General features: G+C 58.5%; 21 protein-coding genes. 7 read left to right on the forward strand and 14 right to left on the reverse strand.

The window, feature by feature from the left end; genetic code table 11:
• Positions 1-257: 257 nt before the first annotated feature.
• The gene (locus LIX15_RS06065) at positions 258-1646 is read right to left on the reverse strand and encodes a hemolysin family protein (protein WP_390184354.1); all 1389 of its coding nucleotides are present in this window, start codon (positions 1644-1646) and stop codon (positions 258-260) included.
• 117 nt (positions 1647-1763) lie between these two features.
• On the opposite strand from LIX15_RS06065, the gene LIX15_RS06070 reads away from it, so the two are divergent.
• The 3 genes from LIX15_RS06070 (at position 1764) to LIX15_RS06080 (ending at position 3267) form a co-directional block, all read left to right on the forward strand.
• Positions 1764-2033 carry a glutaredoxin family protein gene (locus tag LIX15_RS06070; RefSeq protein ID WP_227776597.1) on the forward strand — a complete coding sequence of 90 codons (270 nt, stop codon included), beginning with the start codon at positions 1764-1766 and terminating at the stop codon, positions 2031-2033.
• Positions 2030-2545 (forward strand): redoxin domain-containing protein, encoded by a 516-nt coding sequence (locus LIX15_RS06075; protein ID WP_227776598.1) that lies wholly within the window; start codon positions 2030-2032, stop codon positions 2543-2545. Before LIX15_RS06070 ends, LIX15_RS06075 begins: the two co-directional genes overlap by 4 nt.
• A 128-nt stretch (positions 2546-2673) precedes the next feature.
• A complete protein-coding gene (locus tag LIX15_RS06080) occupies positions 2674-3267 on the forward strand; it encodes an L-threonylcarbamoyladenylate synthase (RefSeq protein WP_227776599.1) in 594 nt (197 codons plus the stop codon).
• Here LIX15_RS06080 and LIX15_RS06085 read toward each other — a convergent pair.
• The gene (locus tag LIX15_RS06085) at positions 3241-3909 is read right to left on the reverse strand and encodes a CRISPR-associated protein Cas4 (RefSeq protein WP_227776600.1); all 669 of its coding nucleotides are present in this window, start codon (positions 3907-3909) and stop codon (positions 3241-3243) included. The genes LIX15_RS06080 and LIX15_RS06085 overlap by 27 nt on opposite strands.
• Positions 3910-4004: 95 nt before the next feature.
• Between LIX15_RS06085 and LIX15_RS06090 the strand changes: the two genes are divergently transcribed.
• Complete coding sequence (locus tag LIX15_RS06090) at positions 4005-4646, forward strand: Sjogren's syndrome/scleroderma autoantigen 1 family protein (protein ID WP_227776601.1); 642 nt, start codon at positions 4005-4007, stop codon at positions 4644-4646.
• A gap of 70 nt (positions 4647-4716) precedes the next feature.
• Here the strand turns inward: LIX15_RS06090 and LIX15_RS06095 are convergent, their stop codons facing one another.
• The 12 genes from LIX15_RS06095 to LIX15_RS06150 all read right to left on the reverse strand — a co-directional run bounded on the left by LIX15_RS06095 (position 4717) and on the right by LIX15_RS06150 (position 18950).
• Positions 4717-4962 (reverse strand): hypothetical protein, encoded by a 246-nt coding sequence (locus LIX15_RS06095; RefSeq protein WP_227776602.1) that lies wholly within the window; start codon positions 4960-4962, stop codon positions 4717-4719.
• Positions 4963-5136: 174 nt separating this feature from the next.
• A complete protein-coding gene (locus LIX15_RS06100; protein WP_227776603.1) occupies positions 5137-7506 on the reverse strand; it encodes a DEAD/DEAH box helicase in 2370 nt (789 codons plus the stop codon).
• A 122-nt stretch (positions 7507-7628) separates the two neighbouring features.
• The gene (locus LIX15_RS06105; protein ID WP_227776604.1) at positions 7629-8204 is read right to left on the reverse strand and encodes a diacylglycerol/polyprenol kinase family protein; all 576 of its coding nucleotides are present in this window, start codon (positions 8202-8204) and stop codon (positions 7629-7631) included.
• A 2-nt stretch (positions 8205-8206) separates the two neighbouring features.
• Complete coding sequence (gene glyS / locus LIX15_RS06110; RefSeq protein WP_227776605.1) at positions 8207-9937, reverse strand: glycine--tRNA ligase; 1731 nt, start codon at positions 9935-9937, stop codon at positions 8207-8209.
• Positions 9934-10782: a CBS domain-containing protein gene (locus LIX15_RS06115; protein WP_227776606.1), complete on the reverse strand. Its 849-nt coding sequence runs from the start codon at positions 10780-10782 to the stop codon at positions 9934-9936. The genes glyS and LIX15_RS06115 overlap by 4 nt, the downstream gene beginning before the upstream one ends.
• A gap of 175 nt (positions 10783-10957) precedes the next feature.
• Positions 10958-11530 (reverse strand): DUF7529 family protein, encoded by a 573-nt coding sequence (locus LIX15_RS06120; RefSeq protein WP_227776607.1) that lies wholly within the window; start codon positions 11528-11530, stop codon positions 10958-10960.
• A gap of 37 nt (positions 11531-11567) precedes the next feature.
• The gene (locus LIX15_RS06125; protein ID WP_227776608.1) at positions 11568-12020 is read right to left on the reverse strand and encodes a DUF7555 family protein; all 453 of its coding nucleotides are present in this window, start codon (positions 12018-12020) and stop codon (positions 11568-11570) included.
• Positions 12020-13357: an ABC transporter ATP-binding protein gene (locus LIX15_RS06130; protein WP_227776609.1), complete on the reverse strand. Its 1338-nt coding sequence runs from the start codon at positions 13355-13357 to the stop codon at positions 12020-12022. The genes LIX15_RS06125 and LIX15_RS06130 overlap by 1 nt, the downstream gene beginning before the upstream one ends.
• The gene (locus LIX15_RS06135; RefSeq protein ID WP_227776610.1) at positions 13354-14430 is read right to left on the reverse strand and encodes an ABC transporter ATP-binding protein; all 1077 of its coding nucleotides are present in this window, start codon (positions 14428-14430) and stop codon (positions 13354-13356) included. The genes LIX15_RS06130 and LIX15_RS06135 overlap by 4 nt, the downstream gene beginning before the upstream one ends.
• A complete protein-coding gene (locus LIX15_RS06140) occupies positions 14430-15899 on the reverse strand; it encodes an ABC transporter permease (protein WP_227776611.1) in 1470 nt (489 codons plus the stop codon). The genes LIX15_RS06135 and LIX15_RS06140 overlap by 1 nt, the downstream gene beginning before the upstream one ends.
• 1 nt (position 15900) lies before the next feature.
• Positions 15901-16917: an ABC transporter permease gene (locus LIX15_RS06145; RefSeq protein ID WP_227776612.1), complete on the reverse strand. Its 1017-nt coding sequence runs from the start codon at positions 16915-16917 to the stop codon at positions 15901-15903.
• A gap of 197 nt (positions 16918-17114) precedes the next feature.
• Positions 17115-18950: an ABC transporter substrate-binding protein gene (locus LIX15_RS06150; RefSeq protein WP_227776613.1), complete on the reverse strand. Its 1836-nt coding sequence runs from the start codon at positions 18948-18950 to the stop codon at positions 17115-17117.
• A gap of 322 nt (positions 18951-19272) precedes the next feature.
• Between LIX15_RS06150 and LIX15_RS06155 the strand changes: the two genes are divergently transcribed.
• The 3 genes from LIX15_RS06155 to LIX15_RS06165 all read left to right on the forward strand — a co-directional run bounded on the left by LIX15_RS06155 (position 19273) and on the right by LIX15_RS06165 (position 23625).
• The gene (locus LIX15_RS06155; protein ID WP_227776614.1) at positions 19273-19446 is read left to right on the forward strand and encodes a DUF7556 family protein; all 174 of its coding nucleotides are present in this window, start codon (positions 19273-19275) and stop codon (positions 19444-19446) included.
• A gap of 203 nt (positions 19447-19649) precedes the next feature.
• Positions 19650-20069 (forward strand): PPC domain-containing DNA-binding protein, encoded by a 420-nt coding sequence (locus LIX15_RS06160; RefSeq protein ID WP_227776615.1) that lies wholly within the window; start codon positions 19650-19652, stop codon positions 20067-20069.
• Position 20070: 1 nt separating this feature from the next.
• Entirely contained in the window at positions 20071-23625 is a 3555-nt protein-coding gene (locus LIX15_RS06165) for a DNA polymerase II large subunit (protein ID WP_227776616.1), read from the forward strand.
• The last annotated feature ends 363 nt before the right edge of the window (positions 23626-23988 follow it).

The raw sequence follows: 23988 nt of genomic DNA on the forward strand, positions 1-23988 counted from the left end.
TCCGGTTGCGGAGAATGCGGATGCCAGCGGACAGACACTGGGCTGATTCTGGCGAATGGGTAATGGGCCGATTTCCGAAAGTTGTTTCGCCTACCGATTTCCGGCGATTGGATCGTCTGCTGTCGCATGGTGGTGGAACCAGCGTGCTATTCACGGTGGAAGAATATCTCTAATCGATGGTTCGGATGTTGATTCTGCTGAAAACGAGAACGTCGGGTTCTCACGAAACTGGTAGTTGAAGAAGATCGAACCGGACGTCACTCAGCGCCGGATTCGACGCCTTCTTCGACGGTTGGGGTTTCGATTTCCGCGTCGTCGAGACGGGTGATTCGGGCCTTCATGATGCGAGTGTTTTCCACCTGTTCGACGTGGAGGCGGACACCTTCGTAGTCGATATCTTCGCCCTCCTCCACGAGTCTTCCCGCGCGGTTGAAGATGAACCCGGCAATCGTCTCGAACTCCTCGCCCTCCGGTAGTTCGATGTCCATCGCGTCGTTCACTTCGTCGATGTTGACCTCACCGCGGACGATGACCGTATCGTCGTCGATGTATTCGATTGGCTCTTCTTCCTCGCCGTCGAGGATTTCGCCGACGATTTCCTCGACCATGTCCTCCATAGTTACGAGTCCCTCCGTCGTCCCGAACTCGTCGATGACGATGACCATCTGCATCCGGTTTTCGCGCATTTCGGTCAGCAGTTCGTCCACGTTTTTGCTTTCCGGAACGTGAAGCGTCGGTTGAATCAGATTGTTGAGTTTGAGACTGTCGCCAGCCTCGCCGTAGGATTTCTCGCGCACGAGGTCACGAACCGTGACGATACCGATGACGTTGTCCAGACTACCCTCGTACACCGGAACGCGCTCGTGGCCCGCTTGAACGAGCGTTTCGATTGCTTCGTCCACCTCGGCGTCCTGCGGTACGGCGGTCATGTCGAGGCGGGGCGTCATCACCTCCTTGGCGATGGTGTTGTTGAACCGGAAGATGCGGTCGAGCATCTCGCGTTCGTCCTCCTCGATGACGCCCTCGCGCTCGCCCGTCTGAATCATGTCCTGAATCTCGTCGCGCGTGACGTACGAGGTCTCGATTGCCGAGCGACCACCCGTGACGCGGTTGATGACGCGCGTGAGATAGTCGAACGTGATGACGAGCGGGAGAAGAATGTATTCGGAGTATTTGAGCGGTTTTGCAATCCTGAGTGCCCACGACTCCGTATTTTCGACGGCGTAGGATTTCGGCGCGCTCTCGCCGAACAGCAGGACGAGCGACGTGATACCGAACGTCGAGATGAGCACTGCTGGGCCGGGGTTGAAGTAGATACCGACGATAGCAGTCGAGAGCGAGGACATCGCGATGTTGACGATGTTGTTTCCGACAAGGATCGTGACGAGCAGACGGTGCGGGTCGTTTTTCAGCGAATCAACCGTTTTTGCGCCTTCGACACCGTCTTCGACCAGTGCTTCAACTCGATGTTTTGCGAGCGAGAACATCGCAATCTCGGACGAAGAGAAAAAGGCGGAGAGACCAAGCAAGATGACGATGGCGGCCAATCCACCCCACTGGATAACCGAATCGGTGATTGTAACACCAAACATACTATCGGGCGGAGCGGTTTGCGCGAGGATGACCAGTTTCGGAGAGAGTGTCATTCAATAACCCACCTTGAGCGTGGGTGGGATTAACTCTTTATTCTTTTGCTGACTGATGTGACGGGTGAAACTGCCGCGAGCGAAGCCCTTACGGGTATTTCGTTCCAAACGTTGTCCATGAGTGCCAAGACAGCAGACCCGACCATCACGCTGTATCGATTACAAGCGTGCCCCTACTGCGAGCGCGTGGTTCGGAAGCTACAGGAGTACGATCTGCCCTACCAGTCGCGGTTCGTCGAACCGATGCACTCCGACCGGAACGTCGTCAAGCGAATCAGCGGGAAGCGAACCGTCCCCGCCATCGTGGACGAAAGTACGGGCGTAACGATGAGCGAGAGCGCGAACATCGTGGCGTACCTCGAAGGAACCTACGGAGGAGAGAATTGATGGTCGAGTTCGACGTCGTTGAACTCGGCGAGGCGGAGTATCCGGAAGTCGGTGAGACGGCCCCCGATTTCACGAGGCCGCTCGTCAACGAAGAGTTCTGGGAGGATGTCTCGCTTTCGGACGTAACCGCCGACGGACCAACACTCCTCGTGTTCTACACCATGGACGGCGGATTCCCGGCGACCTACGTCTGGAACGAACTGCGCGAACGCGCGTGGGACGAGGACAACAACGTGCAAATCGTCGGCCTGTCCATTTCGACGCCGTACGAACACAAGACGCTCATCGAGGAGCGCAAAATGGATTTCCGACTGTTCAGCGACCCGGCGAACGAAGTCGCGGAGGAGTACGGCATCGACTTCGAGATGGACGGGATGTCCGGTATCAGCGAACCGCGGCCCGCGGTGTTTCTGCTGGACGAAGAGAGAACGATCGAATACGCGTGGGTCGCAACGGAGTGGCCGGAGTTTCCGAAGTACGACGAAGTCGAAGCGGCCATCGAAAAACGATAATCTACACTCAAAGCGTTTTAAAGAAGGGTTCTGTTTGAAGCAACACCAAGTTCCGGGCATCGGAAACTGTTAGGAAAGCGGCAACGGTGTGACGCTACGTTTTTTCCCCCCACCGTAGAAAAGCGAACGTGGACGAGATAGAGCAAGCAGTGCGTGCCATTCGAGACGGGAACCTCGCCGTCTATCCGACCGAAACGGTGTACGGCCTCGGAGCGGACGCCCTCAATCCAGACGCCATCGAGCGAGTGTTCGAGGCGAAACGGCGGGCGCGAGAGAAACCGATTTCGCTCGCCGTTCCGGACGTGGAGTCCGCGCTTTCCTACATTCGCCCCACGGAGCGCGAACGAGAGTTTATGCGGGATTTTTTACCGGGGCCCGTTACCGTCCTCTGCGAAAAGCGGGACGTCGTTCCGGACGTACTTACCGCCGGTAAATCCCGCGTCGGCGTTCGGATTCCCGACCACGACCGAGCGTTGGAACTGCTCGAACACGTCGCGCCGATTACCAGCACGAGCGCGAACGTGAGCGGGCGAGCGAGCGTGACGCGCGTCGCCGACCTCGATGAGGAAATCAGGGACGCCACAGCCGTCGCAATCGACGGTGGGGAAACCGGCGGAACCGGGAGCACAGTCGTGAACGTCGAACGTGGCGAAATCGTTCGGCGCGGCGAACTCGCCGACGGAATCGAGGCATGGTTAACCGCCGAGACTCCCGAGGAGTGAGCGAAGAGAACGGGTTTTGACGCCGCACTCGGCGCGGTACTCACACGCCTCACATTTCGACCGATTGTTCAGTCGCGGTGGTGGCCCGTCGATAGCCCGAGCGGTGCGAACGGCGCGGCGATACGCGGCTTTGCGACGGGTACCGAGCCGAATCTCTCGGACGACACCGTAGGCAGGGTATTCGACGAACGCGCGCTCTACCATTCGTTCGTGTTCCCACGAGAGCGCCTTCGCCGCGGCGACGGTGCGGACGGTTTGTGCCTCCCAAACGCCGTGTTCGGGAGGTGCTCCGGTGAAAATCATCGACGGAACGGGCGTTTCCAAATCGAGGACTTTGTGAACGATTCCGCGGCATTCTTTTCCCTCGGTGAGTCGTTCGCGGTCGGAAGGAGAGACGAGTTCGGGCCACGCATCGAAGTCGGTCGCGAGGTCGAGATTCGAACGTAACTGGCCGGGAGAAACTGCAATCGGGCGGGCAGTCAGGTCGGCCGAATCTGCGGCGAGAAGTTCGTCGTACTCGAACGCGAGTGCTCGTCGTTCGGTTACGAGGTCGGGAATTTCGATGTCGTCCCGACGCTGATAGTACAGTTTGCGCGGACAGTACGTCGCGGTTGCGAGTTCGCTGAACGGAATTTTCGGCACGGCGGTTTTGGCCGCGGTATCGTATATAAATCTCAGGGCGTGTCGCACGGGAAAACAGCAAAAGGGGCAAGAGTCTGGACGGACTCTGTTCGCACATGAGCGACTTCGATAAGGAGGCTGAGCGGGAGAAACTCCGCCAGCAGTACGAGGCGGAAAAGGAGGAACGAAAGGCGACCCAGCGGATGAGCGAGTTGCTATTGCAAGGGGCAACCATGACGGGGAAACACTGCGACGACTGCGGTGACCCCATTTTCCGCCAGAACGGAACCGAGTTCTGTCCGACCTGCCAACAGCAACGGTCGGCGGGTGAATCACCTGCCGAAGCGGAGGCAACGCAGAACGCAGAGCAAGAACCACAATCGGGAGAAACCGAATCCCCGGAAGGAATTTCCACGGATGCGGCGAATATCGAAGTCGAAGAAACGAGTGCAGAAACGACCGGGCAATCACCCCCATCCGGCCATTCCACGGAGCCATCGAACCAGCCTCGACGCGCGCCACCGAGTCGGATGGGTGCGTCGAACGAACGAAACGCGGAACCCAGAACGAGGGTTGAGCAGAGCGAACGTGGAGGAACGGGCGACCTCACCGAAGCACGAAATGCGCTGATTCGAAAGTTAACGCGGCTTGCGACGGAGGCGGAGCAGACGGACGACGTCGGACGTGCGCGCGAACTACTGGCCGCGACGCGGGAAGGGGCGGAAGCATTGGCGGCGCTAGACCAAGCGAAGCGATAATTTAGAACGGCTCAACCGCGAAAAACATCAAGTACGTCACGACAGTGTTTGAGCTGAAAAATGGCCGTAACTATCGTTTCGTGTGTAACAACTCCCGGCGAAGGCGGGATGCGGTCTCCTTCGGGTAGTCGAACCAGTTCATCGCGTGCCCGAAATCCGGGTCGAAATCCGACGGAAAGCGGTCGGAAGTGTCGTGCTGCGGTTCGCCGTACAGTTCCTGCTCACTTGCCTCTGCGGGGATTTCGTGCTGTGGTTTGCCGTATAACTTCTCTATGACCAACCCGTCGTCGTCCTGCATGGTGGGCCGGGATAACATGGCTTTCTCTGCTCGGTACATCGCCGGGAAGCCTTTAATGTGGATTGACCGTTCACGCCGTTTACACCGGTTCATCCTACCCATACCTCGAAGCGCAAATCCCTGTTAGGCTAAAATAACTGGATACGATACTGGCGGAATCGAACCTCGTTTCCGTCCCCCGGTAAGCAGTGCTTACGGGTCGTACTCCTCAGCGACGACTTCGCGGATTCGGTCAGCGGTGACCTCGCCGACTCCCTGTGCGTCCATAAGTTCGTCTTTCTCCGCAGTCATCACCGATTGAACCGTTCCAAACGTCTCCAACAAGGAACGAGCAGTCACGGGACCGATATCCGCGATGGAACCGACGACGTACTCCTGTTGCTCCGGAAGCGTCTTCGCGTGCTTGTCGCCGTGAACCGAAACCTCGCGGTCGCTCACCTCCTGTTCGCGCGTGGCGATAACTTCGAGCAAATCCGTGGTGTCCTTTTCATCTTCCGTCCGAAGGATACTCGCGCCGAAATCGACCGCCAGCGACGACAGCGCGCCGCGAATCGCGTTGGGATGGACGTTTCGTTGTTCGTACAGTCCGTCGCCCTCGATGATGACGATTGGTCGAGCGTAATGCCGGTTCATGTCGCCGACCTGCTCGAACACCGACCGGTCGCCGCCGACCAGTGTGTCGAGGAAGTCGCTCACCGATTTTCGTTCCACGACGACGCGGTCACTGAGGACGTAGTCGCCCACCGCGAGTGTTTCGAGGCGAACGTCCACACCTTCGCGGGCCGAAAGGTCGCGCGCGATGTTCGCGTCGAGTTCGCGCTGGTCGGCGACGATTTCGACGCTCTCGCTGTTGTCGCGTTTGCGGGCGGTCGCCACGACCCCGTCCGACTCGTCTGCACGTTTCTCCTTCGAATCCCCCGCTTTCGCGTCGAATTCCTGCAAACCGTGGCTGACTTCGTCGGAACCGTCAGCGTCGAAATCGCCCAAGGTCTGCTGTGATCTGTCGAGTTCTTCTTCCACCTCCATCGCGATGCCCTTCAGTTTCCGCAACTCGGACTCCATCTCGTCCTCACGACGCTTCGAAATCCAGAAGTACGCCTCGTCGCGCGTGTCCTCCGCGAGCAAAACCATGACCTGTCCTTGTGCCTGCCGCCCGGTTCGTCCCTTACGCTGAATCGAGCGAACCGCGGTCGGAACCGGTTCGTAAAACAGCACCAAATCGACTTCCGGGACGTCCAGACCCTCCTCCGCAACAGAGGTGGAAACCAGCACTTCGAACTCGCCAGCGCGGAAGTTGTCGAGCGCCTCCTGCTGTTCTTTCTGGGTCATACCGTCGCTTCCGTCCTTATCGCCCTGCCCGACGAACCGCCGAGCGTCGAAGTGCTGACCGAAAAATTCCGTCAACGTCTCCGCCGTGTCGCGCGATTCGGTGAACACGATGATTCGCTCGCCGCCGTCCACAAGCGTCTGCGCGACGAAGGTGTGGGCCTTTCTAAACTTGGGGTGGCGGTCATCAAACTGCACCGCCTTCCGCATCGCCTCTTGCACTTTCGGTTCCGAAACCATGCGTTGACTAGCTTTGGATGCCCCCGACGACCGAGCGGAGTTGCGCTGGCGTTCGAAATATCGACGGAGGGATTCGACGCTCTGGGTTTCTGCGAGTTCGACCGCGCGTCGAAGTTTCATCACTTCTGCGTGCGCGGACATGCCTTTGTACCCTTCCGACTGGTCGTTGTCGATGAGTTTCTGCAACTGCCCCCGAACCTTGTTCAAGTCCTTTTGAGAGATGTCCGGGCGCGTCGTGTTGACGACGCCGAGCTGTTTCAGTCGCTCCAGTCGGTCGGAGATGACCTCGTTCAGCGCGTCCCGAATCTCCAAGATTTCGTCGGGAAGTTGGACGCGAACCCATTCGACATCGGTGTCGTGGGTGTAGGTCGAAACGTCGCTGTCCTCCTCGGTCATCACCTCGACTTCGTGCAGGCCGAGGTTCTCACACACCTCCATAATCGACTCATTGTCGCCGCCGGGAGACGCGCTCATTCCGGTCACAAGTGGGTCGTGGGCATCCGTATGATACCGCTCGGCGATGTAGTTGTAGGCGTAATCGCCGGTCGCCCGGTGGCACTCGTCGAACGTGATGTGCGTAACCGGCCCGAGGTCGATACGCCCGCCCACCAAATCGTTTTCCACGACCTGCGGCGTCGCGATGATGACCGTCGAGGATTCCCACAGTTTCGACCGTTCGGCGGGGCGCACTTCACCGGTGAACACGACGATTTCCTCGTCCGGAACAGAGAGCGCCTCCCGGTAGAAGTCGGCGTGCTGGTTGACCAGCGGTTTCGTCGGCGCGAGCAGAAGCGATTTCCCGCCGACTTCGTTCAGTCGCTCCGCCGTGACGAGCAAACTGACCGTCGTCTTACCCAGTCCCGTCGGGAGACAGACCAGCGTGTGGTCGTTGCGTGCGGTGCCCGCGAGTTGAATCTGGTAGAGTCGTCGCTCGATGAACTTCTGCGCGAGATAGGGATGTTCCACGTAGTTCGTTTCAGCGTCCGTGGTCGCCATTCGTCGTATGGTTTCGTCGTCATTCGGTTAAAGGGTTCGTGTGGCGGAGTGAAAGTGAACGGCGAAGATTTATACGCAAAAGCGGGACCAACGTCGGTAAATCGAGGTTCGAAGATATCCCATCAGACAATCGCCGGAGTGTACTGCAATCCGATGAAAATCGCCACTCCCGCACCGATTGGTATCGTGAGGTTGTCGTCGATGACGTAGCCCGCGATGACCGGTTTGACACCGTCTGCGAGCGTCGCGGCGACTGCGCCGAGAATCGCCGCCGGAATCGGTAAGCCGAAAATAGAGGCGATGGCGACGCAGACACCGAACGTCGCGAGCAGGGTGTGAATCGCCTTGATACCCAGTTCGCCCGAGCCGAGCAGACCGCTGATTGGGTCGGCGATGGTCAGCATGAGCATCGCCGGAATCGCAACGTACGGCTGGAACACCCATGCGGTGACGGTCATCCCGAAGAAGTAGAGTGCGTAGCCCGCGAGATTATCCTGTTCGTACTCCCGCGTGAGTTCGTCGTAAATCCGCCAATCGAGACCGACGTACAGGCGGATGATTTCGAGGACGAGCGCGGCGAGCGATCCGAGAACGAGCAACAAGCGCAGGTGGTGCCACGTGACCAAATCCAGTAGGTAGAGCGCCGGAAATCCGGTTCCGCTGACGTGCACCAATCGACGCTTGATTTCGCCCGACACGGTTACAGGTTGCTGAATGCGCGGTCGCCGCTTCGAAGGTCGGCGAGGATATCGTCGAGGTCGGAAACTGCGACGCGTACCTGTTCGGTCGAATCGCGTTCGCGGAGCGTCACGGTGTCGTCTTCGAGACCTTCGTAGTCTACGGTCACGCAGAACGGCGTCCCGACTTCGTCTTGGCGTCGGTAGCGCCGACCGATGTTGCCCGAGTCGTCGTAGGTCACGTCGAAACCGTTCGCACGCAAGTCGGCGGCGATGTCGCGTGCGGTTTCGCCCATGCCGTCCTTGTCCATGAGCGGGAAGACGCCGACCGTGGTCGGGGCGAGTTCGGGTTCGAGCGCCAGTCGGGTGCGCGTCTCGTCCTCGACGTCGTCCTGCTCGTAGGAGTGGACGAGGACGGTGTAGAGAGCGCGGTCAACACCGATGGAGGGTTCGATGACGTGCGGCGTGATGTGTTCGCCGGATTCTTTGACCTCATCGACGCTGAAGCCTGTTTTCTCGATAGGAATCGTGTACGATTCGCCGTCGGCCTCGACGGTGACTTCGTCGCCGTCGAACGCAGAGCGGTCGCGCTCCGCGAGGGTTTGCAGTGCGTCGGTGATATCGCCCGCCGCGCCGCCGAACTCCGGACCGAGGTAGCTCATGTCCGGTTCGACGGTCGCGCGTTCGACCACCTTCGGTTCGTCGTACTGCCGGAAGACGGTGAAATCGTCGTCGGAGTACTCGCCGTGTTTCGAGAGGTCGTAATCGCTTCGGTCGGAAATACCGGCGAGTTCAACCCAATCGCCGTCGATTTCGCCCTCGGCGTCCCAGCAGTCGCTCGCGTAGTGTGACCGCTCGCCCGCGAGGTGTTGACGGAATCGGAACCGATTCATGTCGATACCGATTCGCTCGTACCACTCCTGGGCGACACCGACGTAGTAGGCGACCCAGTCGCTTGCGATGATGCCTTCTTCGACCGCTTCGCCAATCGTGGTGACGATGTACTCACCCTCGTCCGCGTTTTGTTCGGGGGTCGGGTACAGCCTCACTTCCACGTCTTCGACCCGTTCGATCGGCGGTTCGTCCTCCTCGGGGTCGATGAAATGTTCCAGCTCCGCCTGCGTGAGCTCACGGACACGGACGATGGATTTCCGGGGGCTAATTTCGTTCCGGTAGGCTTTGCCGATCTGTGTGGTGCCGAACGGAAGGCTGTTGCGCGCGTACTCCTTGAGTCGCGGGAACTCCACGAAAATACCCTGTGCCGTCTCCGGACGAAGGTAGCCCGGTTGACCCGAACCGGGGCCGATGTCCGTCTCGAACATGAGATTGAAATCCTCGACCGGTTCGCCCGCAAGCGGGGTGTCGCAGTTCGGACAGTGCAGGTCGTGGTCGGCGATGAGGTCGCCGACTTCGTCCAGCGGGAAGCTTTCGGCGTCCTCGATACCCGTGTTGTCCTCGATGAGGTGGTCGGCGCGGTGGCTCTCGCCGCACTCAGGGCATTCGACCAACATGTCGTCGAAGGTGTCGAGGTGGCCCGAGGCTTCGAACACGGGTTCCGGCATGATGGTCGGCGCGTCGATTTCGCGGTGGCCCTCCTCCACTTGGAAGCGGTCGCGCCACGAGTCCTCGATGTTACGTTTCAGCGTCGCGCCTTGCGGGCCGTAGACGTAGAAACCCGAAACGCCGCCGTAGGGTTCCGCGGCTTGAAAGAAAAAGCCGCGTCGTTTGGCGAGTTCGACCAGTTCGTCGCTCATTTGAGCGCCTCCAGCAGGTTCACGTCTCGAACGATGCCGACGAGTTTGTCGCCGCTGACGAGGGGAACCTGCTCGATGTCGTTGTTCAGCATCATCTGTGCAACTTCGCGGGCGGTTTTTCGTTTCGTGACGTTCACGACGGTTTCGGTCATGAACTCCCGAACCGGCGCTGACGGAATCTCGACGTTTCGGGTCGGGATGTAACTGTTGCCGACCGATTTGATACCTTCCCACATCCAGTCGTCGTCCTCGTTGGCGATGCTGCCGCCGGTGTCATCCTCGCCTTCGACAACGCGGGCGACCTCGATGATATCGACTTCGGTGATGATACCGTCCATATCACCTTCGGCATCGAGGACGACCGCGTAAGGGACGTTGGCGTAGAAAATCTCGCGCTCGGCGACGGTCAGCGGCGAGTCAACGTAACAGGTGTTCACGTCCTCGTTGGCCAGCGTGCCGACTTCGGTGTCGCCGTCGGCTTCTCCTTTTGCGATTGCCCGAACAACGTCCGTGACGGTGACGATTCCTTCAAGTTCGCCGTCAACGACCGGAACGCGGCGAGTACCTTCGTCTAGCATCAGCGTGGCAACGTCCTCGATGGTCGCGTCCTGCGTCGTCGTCCCTACATCGCGCATCAAAAGCGCGAGTTGGTCTTCGTCGGGGTTTTCGATGAGGTCATCGCGTGAGATGAGGCCACGGTACTGCTCGCCGTCGTCGGTCTGTTTGACGACCGGAACTGAAGAAAACGAGCGTTCTTGGAGGTATTCGAGCACGTCGTCGCGCGTGCCCGGAAGCTCGACGGTAACCACGTCTGACCGGGGCGTCATCGCTTCGGCAACGTTCATACGCGCCGGATACGGTTTCACCCTTCTTGTACCCTGCGAAGCGTTCAGTGCTATCGACACCGGGGTATATATACTGGGAGTGAAATCGAATCGGAACCGACCAGCAGAAGAGACTAAGCAAGAAGAACAGACCAGCAGGTTCGGCCGAACGAACGGAAATCAGCGAGCGAGAAAATTACTCCTCGTCGTGGTGGTCGCCGACGTTCGGTTCGGCGACGTAGTTTTCGTACTTCTCCGGGTTCGGGAAGAATTTCGTGTAATCGTCGTGGTGGAACGACCCGAGAACCGTTCCGTCGATGGTCTGAACGTGGCTGAACATCTCGTCTTCCCGCATTGCGGCTTTCACGAGCGCCGGTGCGTGCATCATCTCGTAGGAACCGGCGATGAGAATCGCGGTTTCCGTATCGGGGTCGAGATACTGCGTAAGCATGAATACGCGAGAAGACATCTCTTGGCGGAACACCCGATACGAGGGGAACGCACCAGCCTCGACCGCTTCGCTGAACTCGTCGGCGTAGTTGTCGGGAATGACGTAGACGAATCCGAACCGGTCAGTTTGCCCCGCGTCCGGGTTTTCGGGCGCGGTGTGACTGGCCGGAATGTCGATGACGTTCCATCCCTCTTCTTCGAGTTCGTCCGCCATCGCTTCCATGTCGTCGAGCGTCCGCTGCCACGCCCCTTTCTCTACGTCCGCGTTGGCCGCGATGCGGTCTGCGTAGTCGATATTCTCGTCGCCGATTTCTGGCATACAGCCATGTCAGGCGTCGAAGCGGTAAAAACTGTTGTTACATTCCCACGCCGAACGCGGTTTCCATGATGTAGGACGTCGCGAGAACCGCGATACTGGCGATGAGCAGTTTCGTTGCGGGAGACAGTCGTTCTTCGGGCGGGATCGAGTAGTGAGACAGCGGCGGAATACGCTGTACCGCCGCTTGGAACCGCGTCTCCTCGCGCGAGCCGATAACGTCACCCCTCTCGTCGTTTCGCACGATTTCGACGCCGCCGTCGTCGGTTTTGTTGACGTCCCACGGTGCCGACGGGAGCATCAAGAACGTCGCGTAGCCGAAAATCGCAAATCCGATGAGAAAGAGGAAGTATTTCACTCCGACGAGGGCGGAACCGAGCGAGAAGCTAACCACGACGCCGACGAGGAACGCGAAGCCAGCCACCGCGACTGCGTAGACGAGCGCGTCGAGCGCCTGTCGAACCCGGCGTGGAGACTGGTTCGCATCGACCATTACCGCATCGTGTAGGGTGTGAACTCGTCCGGCTCTTCGTAATCGTCCAGGTGTCGGTGACAGTGACTGAATCGACCGGTATCGCTCACGACGTTGTCATCCGGATTTTCGGCGTCACAGACGCTCCCGAACACGTCGCGGAGGTAGTTACGAGCCTGTTTGTCGTCGTTGTTTTCGATGTACCCCGCGGCTTCGTCGATGTGTTTTTCGATCTCTCGCGGCACGTCGAACTCGCCGAACAGCTCTTGGCGAATCTCGCCGATGTCGGAGAAGCGCGTCTCCATCCCGAGAATCTCCTTCACTTGGTCTGTCATCGACCGCTCGGCGCGCGAGCGTTCGCGCACGACTTCGCGGAACACTTCGACGGCAATCCAGAGATCGTCGTCGATTTGCTGGAACTCCTCCGGGCGAATCTTCATCGGACAGCGCGTGCTGAACGGACACCCTTTCGGCGGGTCGCGCGGGCTCGGCGGCGTTCCGCGGAGCGTGATTCGGTCGCCCTTCGACGTTGGGTCGGGGTCGGGAATCGCCGACAACAGGGAAATCGTGTACGGGTTTTTCGGGTTCTCGAACAGTTCTTCTGCTTCACCGAGTTCCATGATGTGACCGAGATACATCACCGCGACGCGGTCACAGATGTGGCGAACCACGGAGAGGTCGTGGGCGATGAACAGATAGGTCAGACCGAACTCCTCCTGCAAGTCTTCGAGCAGGTTGAGAATCTGGGCCTGCACGGATACGTCGAGCGCCGACACCGGTTCGTCGAGGACGATGAACTCGGGTTCGAGTGCGAGCGCGCGGGCGATGCCGATACGCTGACGCTGACCGCCGGAGAACTGGTGCGGATAGCGGTAGTAGTGTTCCGGTTGAAGTCCGACAACGTCCAACAGTTCGCGGACGTGCTGTCTGCGCTCCCGCGGCGTCTTCCAATCGTGAACGTCCAGCGGTTCGCGGATGATTTCGCCGACCGTCATCCGGTCGTTGAGGCTGGATTCCGGGTCTTGGAACACCATCTGGCTGTTCCGCCGCCAGTTTTTGAGTTCGGTGCCGGAGAGTTCGGTGATATCGGTGCCGTCGAACAGCACCTCGCCGTCGGTTGCGCTCTCCAGTTGGATGAGCGTTCGACCGAGTGTCGATTTCCCGCAGCCCGATTCGCCGACCAATCCGAGCGTTTCGCCGCGTTTGATGTTCAACGAAACGCCGTCAACGGCTTTGACGGGGTTCGAATCAACGAGTCCGCCCTCACCGTAGTAGGTCTTTAAATTGTTGACCTGTACGAGCGTCTCGCCTTCCAAGACGTCGACCGATTCAGATTCGGTTTGCTGTACCTTGCTCATAGTTCCTCCTCACTTTCTGTTTCGGCGTCTCGATGCATCTGGATAGCTTCCGACTGCGTCACGTCTTCGGGATACAGCAGGCACGCGGACGTGTGGTCTTCCGCGTCCTCGTTGACGGAGAGGGGCACGGGATGAACTTTGTCACATTCTGCGAACGCTTTGGGACACCGAGGTGCGAACCGGCAGTACGTCGCCGGTTCGTTCGGCGTCGGCACGTCGCCCTCGATAGTTTCGAGGCGAGTTACGTCCGGGTTGTTCCCCGGGATACTCCGCAAGAGACCCTGCGTGTAGGGATGACGTGGATTCTCGAACAGTTCGACGACGGGGGCACTTTCGACGATTTCACCTGCGTACATCACGTTGACACGGTCCGCAATTTCTGCGATGACGCCCATGTCGTGCGTGATGAACATGATTGCGAGGTCGCGCTCTTCTTGAAGTTCGTCTAGAAGTTCGAGAATTTGCGCCTGAATCGTCACGTCCAGTGCGGTCGTCGGTTCGTCGCAGATGAGCAGTTCAGGGTCACAGGCGAGTGCCATCGCAATGACGGCACGCTGACGCATTCCGCCCGAAAACTCGTGTGGATACTCTTTGACCCGTCGGGAAGCGTCCGGAATCCCAACTGCTTCGAGTAGACTAATGGCTTCCTTCGTCGCCTCCGCTCCGCGAAGGTTTTGATGAAGCTTCAGCGCCTCTTTGATTTGGTTCCCGACGGAGTAGACGGGGTTCAGACTCGTCAGCGGGTCTTGGAACACCATGGCGATGTCCCCGCCACGAAGTTTGCGGTACTGCTTTTCCGACTTCGAGGTCAGCTCCTCGCCGTCGAACTTGATACTGCCGCCGAGAATCCGTCCCGGTGACTTGATGAGACCCATGATGGAGCGTGCTGTCACGCTCTTTCCGGAACCCGACTCGCCGACGATGCCGACCGTCTCACCGCGCTCGATATCGAACGAGACGCCGTCGCAGGCGCGGATGACTTCCTTGTCGGTGAAGAACGCGGTCTGGAGGTTCTCCACCTGCAAGATTGCCTCCTCGCTGGTTTTCGACGTGGAGTATTCACTCGGCGCCATTATGCACCACTCCCTCCTGCCGCGGCGACTTCGGCACTGCCGTCTTCACCGGAGTCGCTCTGTGGGTCGATGGCGTCACGGATGCCGTCACCGAGCGCGTTGAATGCGGTTACGACAAGCACGATGAGTACACCCGGAATGAACGAAATGTGCCACGATTGCGTCGCAACGTATGTCTGTCCGACGTTCACTGCACGACCCCATTCGGGGGTTGGTGCGTTGACACCGAGTCCGAGGAACGACAGTCCTGCGACGGCGATGATGATACCACCGAGCGTCATCGACGCGTACACGAGCAGGTAGCCGAGGATGTACGGTGCCATGTGTTTTTGCATTGTTACGCGTGGTTTCTGTCCGAAGCTTCTCGCCGCATCAATCCATTCCTGTTCGGACACTTGAAACGCGGGACCGCGGACGGCGCGCCACAAGAACGGCCACCCGGTTGCGGCGAACAGCAATGCTAAGAGGAAACCACCGTTGTAGACGCCCGCTATCCACGTACCCTGGAGAACGAAAGATAGTAAGATGAGGAACAACAGCCGCGGAAGCGACATGATGGAGTCACCGACGACGACGACGGCGAGGTCGGCCAGACCTTTGTAGTACGCCGTCAACAGGGCGAGTCCCGCCGCGACGAATCCACTCAGGCCGATAGCGACAACGCCGATGAACAGCGATACGCGCGCGCCGTGTACCATGAATGTGAACATGTCTTTACCGGACGGCATGGTGCCGAACGGATGCCATCGGTCGAACTCGTCGTAGGTCATCGGGGCGACGTTGCTACCGGCACCTTCCGAGCCCGACCCGCGGTTTGCCTCACCGATGAGGGTAGTCTCGACTTGCCCCGTTTCCGTATCCAAATATTTGGTTTCGTAGGAGAACGGATTTTCGATGGTTCGTTCCACCGTCGTCGTGCCGAGCGCCGGGGCGAAAACTGCCATCACGACGAACATGAAAACGACGATGAAGCCGAACAGTCCCCACGAGTGACCGCGGAATCGATTGACCATGTCGTCACGCGGCGTCCAATCCGCGTAGCGGTAGTGCTCGCGGAAGGTCAGGTAGCCCCGCCAGAGCCAGTACAGGAAGACGAGGGCATATGCGTAGACGAGTACGACGCGAAGCGCCCAGATGATTGCCGGAGACAGTCCGAGGAACGTTCCGCCCCATCCGCCACCGGGCTGTCGCCATCCAGAGTTGTCGAAGATATCCCTCGACAGTAGCGTTGGAATATTTGCGAGTGCGTCACCGACAGTGGCGAACGGCGCGGCGATGGATGTCAGGAACGACGGCAGTTTGTCCATCAGCAACTCCCACGGCATCGCCATCACGGTATTCGCTAGCGCACCAAATTCGAGCGCGACGAGAAGGGCGAATCCGGTGAACCAAAGCATCGCCGGACGCGGGTTGTCTGCGATACGTTCGCGGATCGGTCGTTCGTCTTCAGCGTCAGGAGTACGACTCATTTCAGGCACCTCCATCGTATCCGACACGGGGGTCGATGATGGTGTACAGGAAGTCCTGTAAGATATTTATTATCACGACGAGGAGGATGAACACGAACATCAAAGAACCGACTAACGGCAAATCCCCCTGCATGACTGCGGTGAAGAACAGGTAGCCGATTCCATTGAGGCTGAACACCGTCTCAACGAGCACGGAACCACCGATGAGCAGGTACGCCTCACCCGTAATAATCGGGACGAGCGGGATGAGTGCGTTCCGAAAGATATGCTTCCAGACGAGCGAACGAGGCGGAACCCCCTTCGCTCGTGCAGTCTCTATGAAGTTGGAGTTGACTGTCTCCAACACGGCGGTTCGTCCGATACGCATCTCGTTACCCATCGACGCGGAACCGAGAACGAGCGCCGCCGGTGCGATTTTCTTGAGTGCGGCGAGGAACTGGTCTAAGTTCGTCAAATTGGTCAAATCCGGACGACCAATCACGCCAACCGGAACTATCCAGTTCTGCCAGTCGAATCCAAATAGCAGTCCCTCCGACTGAGAGAGAACCTGCGTCAGAATCACTGCCAACCAGAAGTTTGGCATGGCACGCCAGACGATACCGCCGAACGAGGCGGTATAGTCGCTCCACGTGTTCGGGTTAAGCCCGGCGTAAAAACCGAGCGGAATACCGATGAAAAGGGCGATGAGCACAGACCAGAATCCCAGCCACAGCGTAACTGGGGCGTATTGCATTATCATCGAATACACGCTGGTGTCTGGCTGAAGCACCCACGAATTACCCAACTGCAGGGTAAGCATGTTGGTCATGTAGTCGGTGTACTGTTGCCAGAGTGGTTGATTCAGTCCGAGTTGATCTTCGATTTGGTTGTACGCTTGGGGGTCGCCCGTTGGGCCAAGAATTGCCGCGACGGGGTCAAGCGGTCCCATCCGAATAACGATGAACGTTATCGTCGTCCCGAGTAGCAAAACGGGAATGGACAGTAGTAGGCGACGAGCGAAGTAGCGCCATCGACTCATGATTCTCCGCTCACCTCCCGATTTCTCTCAAGCGTGTCGTGCGGTAGGTTGCACCCTGTGATAACCGCGTTCATGGCTGATACACACCCGTATTTTGCGCTCCACTCATTATGTCTTGCGATAACATCATCGTAATTTTGGACAGATACATCTCTGTCAGGTCATCTGAGATGATATTTAACGGTGAGCAACCGTTATTATTTACGTTCGCCGATTTCGACGTTGTTGTACATCTGGCGACTGTAGCCAGCGCCACCGTACTTGGGCACGTCAACCCATTCGTAGGAGAACCGCTCTTCTAGGTTGTGGTAGGTCGGGAGGAACACGACGTCTTCCCAGTTGGCCTCTTCCATGGTGACGTAGGCCTCGTTGCGGGCGGATTGTGCTTCATCCGTTGGGCCACGGTTGCTTTGGATTTTCTCCCACGCGCTCGTCGCCTGGTTCGCGGCGTCGGTACCCGACCAGTTCGTGTACGACTGCGGCGAGGACTTTGAGGTGTCCGTCAGCGGCGGGTAGAGCAGGCCGAGGAAGTTGTCCGGTGCTGGCCAGTCCATAACCCAGCCGAGCGAGTACGCTTCGAGGTTTCCGTTACGGCCACGCGAGAGGAGCGTGTTAAACGGTGCGTTGTTGACTTCCATGTTGACGTTGACCGATTTGAGTTGGTCACGGAGGATGTTGCCCACTTTGGGCCACGTGGTTGAAGACTGGTAGACCGTGAACGTGAAGCTAAAGCTCTCGTTACCTGGGCCGTAGCCAGCGTCCTTCAACACCTGCTCCGCTTTTTCGAGTTGGGATTCGTTGTAGCCGTATGGATAGTTGTTCTCCGCGTGCGATTTGTACTTGTTCGCACCGCCGGGGTAAATCATCGGTGGGGTGAAGTGGTGGGACGCTTCGCCGCGACCCTTGAACACGTCGTTGACGAGGCGCTCCTGATTCATCAGGTACGCACAGGCCTGTCGAACGGCTTTTGGGACGGCTTCCGTGTTGAATCCCATGTAGTATGAACTGATGGTAGAGACACCGAGGTAATCCATCGTCGCACCGCCCGCGGTCGAACCGTACTTGCCGACGATACGGCCCTGGTCGTCCGTGCTGGTGTCCTTGACCTTGTCCTGACTGTATTTGGAGGTTGGGAGGTTTCCGGCGTAGAGGATGTCCGCGTTCTTATTGATGAAACCGTAGGTGTGCTGGGCGTCGGCGTCGGACGAAATCATCCAGTGGATACCGTCGACCTTCGCCTTCTCGCCGTGGTAATTCTTGTATTTCGTGACTTCCGCGGAGTCGTCACTCGTCCACGACTTGAACTTGAACGGTCCGGCACCGACGGGTTCTTTCGTGGCGAACTGGCCGTGTTTGACTTTACCGTCGTAGCCTTCGATGTCGCCGATGATTCCCTCCGGAATGACCGCGAAGGAGGTATAAGCGAGCATCTCCAGCGTGGAGTGGAACGGCTCGACGAGCGTCATTTCAAGCTCGTAGTCGCCGGTCGCTTCGAGCGACAGCGAGTTGGTCTTTGCGACGGTCAGTTCTTCTTCCTCACCGTCTTCGTTCGTGTACGTTTTCGTGGTCGTCTCGTGCTCGACACCGATAGAGTCGAGGATGAAGTACGAACGACGGGAGTTCGTCGATTCGGCGAGGCGTCGCCACGAGTAGACGACGTCGCTTGCCGTCACTTCGTCTCCGTTGTGGAACTTGACGCCTTCCTTGAGTTTGAAGGTGTACGTCCGTTGGTCGTCGGAAACCTCGTGATTCTCGACGAGTAGGTTTTCAACGGCAATTTCTGCGTTCGGATAGTTCATCAGCGGGTCGAAAATCTGCTGAATAACCGTTCCGGAGGCCGTGTCAGTCGCCTTGACCGGATCCAGCGTGGTCATCGTCGAGTTGATGAGCTGGAGCGTCTTCCCACTGCTGTTGCCGTTTCCGTTACCGTCGCCATCGCCGTCACCAGTACAGCCAGCGAGTGCGGCGGCAGTTGCCGCACCTCCGGTTGCTTTCAAAAAACGCCGACGGGTCAGGTTGTCAGTATCTGTCATCCATCAACCGGTTGTGTGTCACAGCGGATAAACTTACCGCTTAGGATTGGCACCGTTACGGTCTTAAACGGGGTTTTAATTGCAACGAGAGGTGGATTTAGGAATCTATTGACAACGAAGTAGTTTAGTGATTATGACGAAACGAATGATTGAAAAATGGTAAATGGAGGAAAGAAATGTCAGTCGGGAAGCGAGACGATACTCCCGAGAAATTCGACATTTCCCGGGGATTTTACCGACCCCCGCGTGAAATACTATCAGTATCTAGACTACGTGCCAGCGTTTCGGTGCGCTTATATTCCTTGGTATACATTCTCAAAGTATGACGCCGGATACGGCAGCAGTGTCGGTGTCGGTTGCAGATGACACCGAGGTTATGGCCTCAGTGGACGATGACGGAGAGACGAAGCGACTCGTCATCGCAGACATCTCATGTGAGGACGCATGGATATCCATGCACGTAAAAGACACAACCTCGCTACCGGACTGGCAGTAGTCCCCGATAGCTCGTTTCGCTCCCCGAACAGCCCCCCACCACATTCTCCTTTCTTTCACGTTCGAGAAGTTACCACGCCTTCCTGTTCGAATTGTGACTGGAAATGGGAACCATCGCGGGAACGCTCACCCTACCGAACACGACGGCTCGGGAAACAACGCAATACTGAACCTTTTTTGTCCTTGGTGCGGTTCAATGCAGACATGAACTATCGGGAGGTCACCGGGGAACAGGAGTTCGTCGCCCGACTCGGGCACGGAGCGGATTGGCGCGCTGAAATCGAATCGCTCGCGGAAGACGAAGACGTCGATTCGGCGTGGTTCGTCGCCATGGGCGCAGTGCAGGATGCGGACGTGTGGTTTTACGACCAAGACGAGAAGGAGTACCGAGAGGTGAGCTTCGACGAACCGCTCGAAGTCGCCTCCTGCGTCGGCAACGTTTCGCTCCTCGACGGGGAACCGTTCGCTCACACGCACGCGGTGCTTTCGCGCCGGTCGGGACAGGCGATCGCGGGACACCTCGATTCCGCCACGGTCTTCGCCGGTGAGTTGTACATGCGAACCTTCGAGGAGCCGCTCGTTCGCGAACGCGACGAGGCAACCGAGTTGGACCTCTGGCTCTAACATGCGCGAGGAAGACCGCCAGTATTTCGAGCGGCTGGAGTCGCAGTTGGACGAGGCGTTCGACGTTGCCGAAGCCGCACGCGAAAATAGCGGCGATCCGCAACCGGAGGTCGAGATTCCGGTAGCCAAGGACATGGCCGACCGCGTGGAGAACATCCTCGGCATCGAAGGCGTCGCGGAGCGCGTCCGCGAGCTCGAAGGACAGATGTCCCGCGAGGAGGCCGCCCTCGAACTGGCGAAGGATTTCGCAGAGGGCAACGTCGGGGATTACGATAGCCGCGACGGAAAGGTCGAAGGTGCAGTTCGAACCGCGGTCGCCCTGTTGACGGAAGGTGTGGTCGCCGCCCCTATCGAGGGAATCGACCGCGTGGAAATCCTCACGAATGACGACGGAACCGAGTTCGTCAACGTCTACTACGCCGGACCGATTCGCTCGGCGGGTGGGACGGCACAAGCGCTGTCGGTACTCGTCGCCGACTACACCCGCGCGCTCATCGGAGTAGACGAGTACAAAGCCAGAAACGACGAAATAGAGCGGTACGCCGAAGAGATCAATCTCTACGATTCAGAAACCGGTTTGCAGTACTCGCCGAAGGACAAGGAGTCGAAATTCATCGCGGAAAATATCCCGGTTATGCTGGACGGTGAAGCGACCGGCGACGAGGAAGTATCCGGGTTCCGTGACTTGGAGCGCGTCGATACCAACAGCACCAGAGGCGGAATGTGTCTCGTTCTCGCGGAAGGTATCGCGCTCAAGGCACCCAAAATCCAGCGATACACGCGAAATTTGGACGAAATCGACTGGCCGTGGTTACAGGATCTCATCGACGGCACCATCGGAAAGGACGACGGCACAGAGGAATCGGAGGCGGAAGCCGACGATTCCGAAGGAGGTGACGAGGGCGATAAAGCTGAGGAAGAAGCCGAAAGCGACGAACCGGACGGGCCACTTCGCGTCAAACCCGCGACGAAATTCCTACGCGATCTCATCGCCGGACGGCCCGTGTTTACCCATCCGAGCGAAGCGGGCGGCTTCCGTCTCAGATACGGAAGAGCGCGAAACCACGGATTCGCAACCGCGGGCGTCCACCCCGCGACGATGCACCTCGTGGACGATTTCCTCGCGACGGGGACACAAATAAAAACCGAGCGCCCCGGAAAGGCGGCGGGCGTCATCCCGGTGGACACCATCGAGGGGCCGACGGTACGACTCGCAAACGGTGACGTTCGCCGAATCGACGACGTCGAGGAAGCCCTCGAAGTGAGAAACGGCGTCAAAAAAATTCTCGACCTCGGCGAATATCTCGTCAACTACGGCGAATTCGTGGAGAACAACCATCCGCTCGCACCCGCCTCGTACACGTTCGAATGGTGGGTACAAGACTTCGAACACTCGGGGGCAAACGTGCAAGCGATGCAGGACAACCCGCACGTCGATCTCGAAGACCCGAGCATCGAGGAAGCGCTCGATTGGGCAGTCGAGTACGATGCACCGCTCCATCCGAACTACACCTACCTTTGGCACGATATTTCGGTCGCCGAATTCGCGCTGCTCGCCGACGCCGTGGAGGCGGGCGAAGTTCGGGACGGACGACTTCATATCGAGAACGCGGACGACGTTCGAATCGCGCTCGAACATCTGCTCCTCGAACACTGGCAGGGCGAGGAAATCGAGATTTCCGCGTGGAAGCCGTTTGTTCGCGCGCTCGGGTTCGACGACGATTTGAACAGGAAGTGGGACGGCATTGACGACCTCTCTCGAAAAGCACGCGAATGGGGGAAGGTCGGGGACGAAAACGAAGACGAGAGCGGTACCAATGCGATCGAAGCGGTGAACGAAGTCGCGCCGTTTACGGTTCGAGAGCGCGCACCGACGCGAATCGGGAATCGGATGGGTCGGCCCGAAAAGTCGGAAAAACGCGAACTCAGTCCCGCGGTTCATACCCTGTTTCCGCTGGGCGAAGCGGGGGGCGACCAGCGCGACGTGGCGAAGGCAGCGAAACACACCGAAGGCATGTCGGGCGTGCGCGGGCAAGCCGAACTGCGAATCGGTCGCCGGGAGTGTGAGGCGTGTGGCTCCCTCACGTTCAAATGTAAATGTCCGGACTGCGGCGACAACACCTACCCGGATTACGAATGTCCCGACTGCGGCACGACGGTCGAACCGGATCAGTCCGGACGCGCGGAGTGCCCGCGCTGTGAAATCCTCGCGACGAGTGTCGAACCGCAGACGGTCAACCTGAACGAAGAGTACCGAAATGCGCTCGAATCGGTAGGGGAGCGCGAAAACGTCTTCGACACGCTCAAAGGCGTGAAAGGGCTGACCTCGGCGCACAAAACGCCAGAACCAATCGAAAAAGGAATCCTTCGCGCGAAACACGGCGTCAGCGCGTTCAAGGACGGGACGATTCGCTACGACATGACTGACCTGCCCGTGACCTCGGTTCGTCCGGCGGAACTGGACGTGAGCGCCGACCGACTCCGTGCGCTTGGGTACGACGAGGACGTCCACGGCGAGCCGTTCCGGCACGATGATCAACTCGTCGAACTGCGGGTACAGGACATTGTCCTCTCCGACGGGGCGGCAAAGCACCTGCTCAAAACCGCCGATTTCGTGGACAATCTCCTCACCGACTACTACGGCCTCGACCCGTTTTACGAGATGGAAGAGCGCGAGGAACTGGTCGGCGAACTCGTCTTCGGGATGGCACCCCACACCTCCGCCGCGGTCGTCGGACGGATAATCGGTTTCACGAGCGCCGCGGTCGGATATGCGCATCCGTATTTTCACGCAGCGAAACGAAGAAATTGCGATGGGGACGAAGATTGCGTAATGCTCCTCATGGACGGCCTGCTTAACTTCTCGAAGGAGTTCCTGCCGGACAAACGCGGTGGTCAGATGGACGCCCCGCTGGTGATGTCCTCGCGTATCGACCCCACGGAAATCGACGACGAGGCGCACAACATGGACATCGTCGACCAGTATCCACGCGAGTTCTACGAGGCCACCTTGGAGATGGCCGACCCGGAGGACGTGGATATCACCATCGCGGAAGACTACCTCGGCACCGACGAGGAGTACACCAACTTCCGGCACACCCACGACACCTCGAACATCGCGCTCGGCCCCGACCTCTCCGCGTACAAAACCCTCGGGTCGATGATGGACAAGATGAACGCGCAGTTGGAACTGGCCCGGAAGACGCGGGCGGTAGACCAGACCGACGTTGCAGAGCGCGTCATCGAGGGGCACTTCCTGCCCGATCTCATCGGAAATCTGCGCGCGTTCTCGCGGCAGGAAACGCGGTGTCTGGATTGCGGCGTGAAATACCGTAGGATGCCCCTTTCCGGCGACTGCCGGGAGTGCGGCGGTCGAGTAAACCTGACGGTGCATCAGGGGTCGGTGAACAAGTACATGGACACCGCGATTCAGGTGGCCGACGAGTACGATTGTCGAGAGTACACGAAACAGCGACTCCAAATTCTGGACAGGTCGCTGGAAAGCGTGTTCGAAAACGACAAGAACAAGCAGTCCGGGATTGCGGACTTTATGTGAGTTCCATGAATGAATGTAGTGAGATATTATAAATAAATACACTATATTTTATATTTTAACTAGACGAGAAAATTTATGCCACTGCGTCAACAAGTACGTCCTATGCCCCGCTAACGACGAACCCTCCTCAAAACGACAGGCCTCGCACTCAGTAGCGGGACGCTCGCGTCGATTGCCGGGTGTCTCGGCGACCCATCGACTGACAGCGGTAGTGGTCCAAATGAATCATCCACACCGAACCCGTCGACTGGCAGCGATAGTAGTCCAGATGAATCGACCACACCGAACCCATCGAAAGGAACCGCAGCGACGGATTTCACACAGTGGCTCCCGGATCCAGCGACCACCCTAGTACAAGATGGC

The sequence above is a fragment of the Haladaptatus pallidirubidus genome, assembly GCF_020700235.1.
Taxonomy (GTDB): Archaea; Halobacteriota; Halobacteria; order Halobacteriales; family Haladaptataceae; genus Haladaptatus; species Haladaptatus pallidirubidus.

Bases quoted from the DNA above. Each gene is read 5' to 3' on its own strand.
- LIX15_RS06065 (WP_390184354.1), bottom strand. From the start codon at position 1,646: ATGACACTCTCTCCGAAACTGGTCATCCTCGCGCAAACCGCTCCGCCC.
- LIX15_RS06070 (WP_227776597.1), top strand. From the start codon at position 1,764: ATGAGTGCCAAGACAGCAGACCCGACCATCACGCTGTATCGATTACAA.
- LIX15_RS06090 (WP_227776601.1), top strand. From the start codon at position 4,005: ATGAGCGACTTCGATAAGGAGGCTGAGCGGGAGAAACTCCGCCAGCAG.
- LIX15_RS06095 (WP_227776602.1), bottom strand. From the start codon at position 4,962: ATGTTATCCCGGCCCACCATGCAGGACGACGACGGGTTGGTCATAGAG.
- LIX15_RS06100 (WP_227776603.1), bottom strand. From the start codon at position 7,506: ATGGCGACCACGGACGCTGAAACGAACTACGTGGAACATCCCTATCTC.
- glyS (WP_227776605.1), bottom strand. From the start codon at position 9,937: ATGAGCGACGAACTGGTCGAACTCGCCAAACGACGCGGCTTTTTCTTT.
- LIX15_RS06115 (WP_227776606.1), bottom strand. From the start codon at position 10,782: ATGAACGTTGCCGAAGCGATGACGCCCCGGTCAGACGTGGTTACCGTC.
- LIX15_RS06120 (WP_227776607.1), bottom strand. From the start codon at position 11,530: ATGCCAGAAATCGGCGACGAGAATATCGACTACGCAGACCGCATCGCG.
- LIX15_RS06125 (WP_227776608.1), bottom strand. From the start codon at position 12,020: ATGGTCGATGCGAACCAGTCTCCACGCCGGGTTCGACAGGCGCTCGAC.
- LIX15_RS06130 (WP_227776609.1), bottom strand. From the start codon at position 13,357: ATGAGCAAGGTACAGCAAACCGAATCTGAATCGGTCGACGTCTTGGAA.
- LIX15_RS06135 (WP_227776610.1), bottom strand. From the start codon at position 14,430: ATGGCGCCGAGTGAATACTCCACGTCGAAAACCAGCGAGGAGGCAATC.
- LIX15_RS06140 (WP_227776611.1), bottom strand. From the start codon at position 15,899: ATGAGTCGTACTCCTGACGCTGAAGACGAACGACCGATCCGCGAACGT.
- LIX15_RS06145 (WP_227776612.1), bottom strand. From the start codon at position 16,917: ATGAGTCGATGGCGCTACTTCGCTCGTCGCCTACTACTGTCCATTCCC.
- LIX15_RS06150 (WP_227776613.1), bottom strand. From the start codon at position 18,950: ATGACAGATACTGACAACCTGACCCGTCGGCGTTTTTTGAAAGCAACC.
- LIX15_RS06155 (WP_227776614.1), top strand. From the start codon at position 19,273: ATGACGCCGGATACGGCAGCAGTGTCGGTGTCGGTTGCAGATGACACC.
- LIX15_RS06160 (WP_227776615.1), top strand. From the start codon at position 19,650: ATGAACTATCGGGAGGTCACCGGGGAACAGGAGTTCGTCGCCCGACTC.
- LIX15_RS06165 (WP_227776616.1), top strand. From the start codon at position 20,071: ATGCGCGAGGAAGACCGCCAGTATTTCGAGCGGCTGGAGTCGCAGTTG.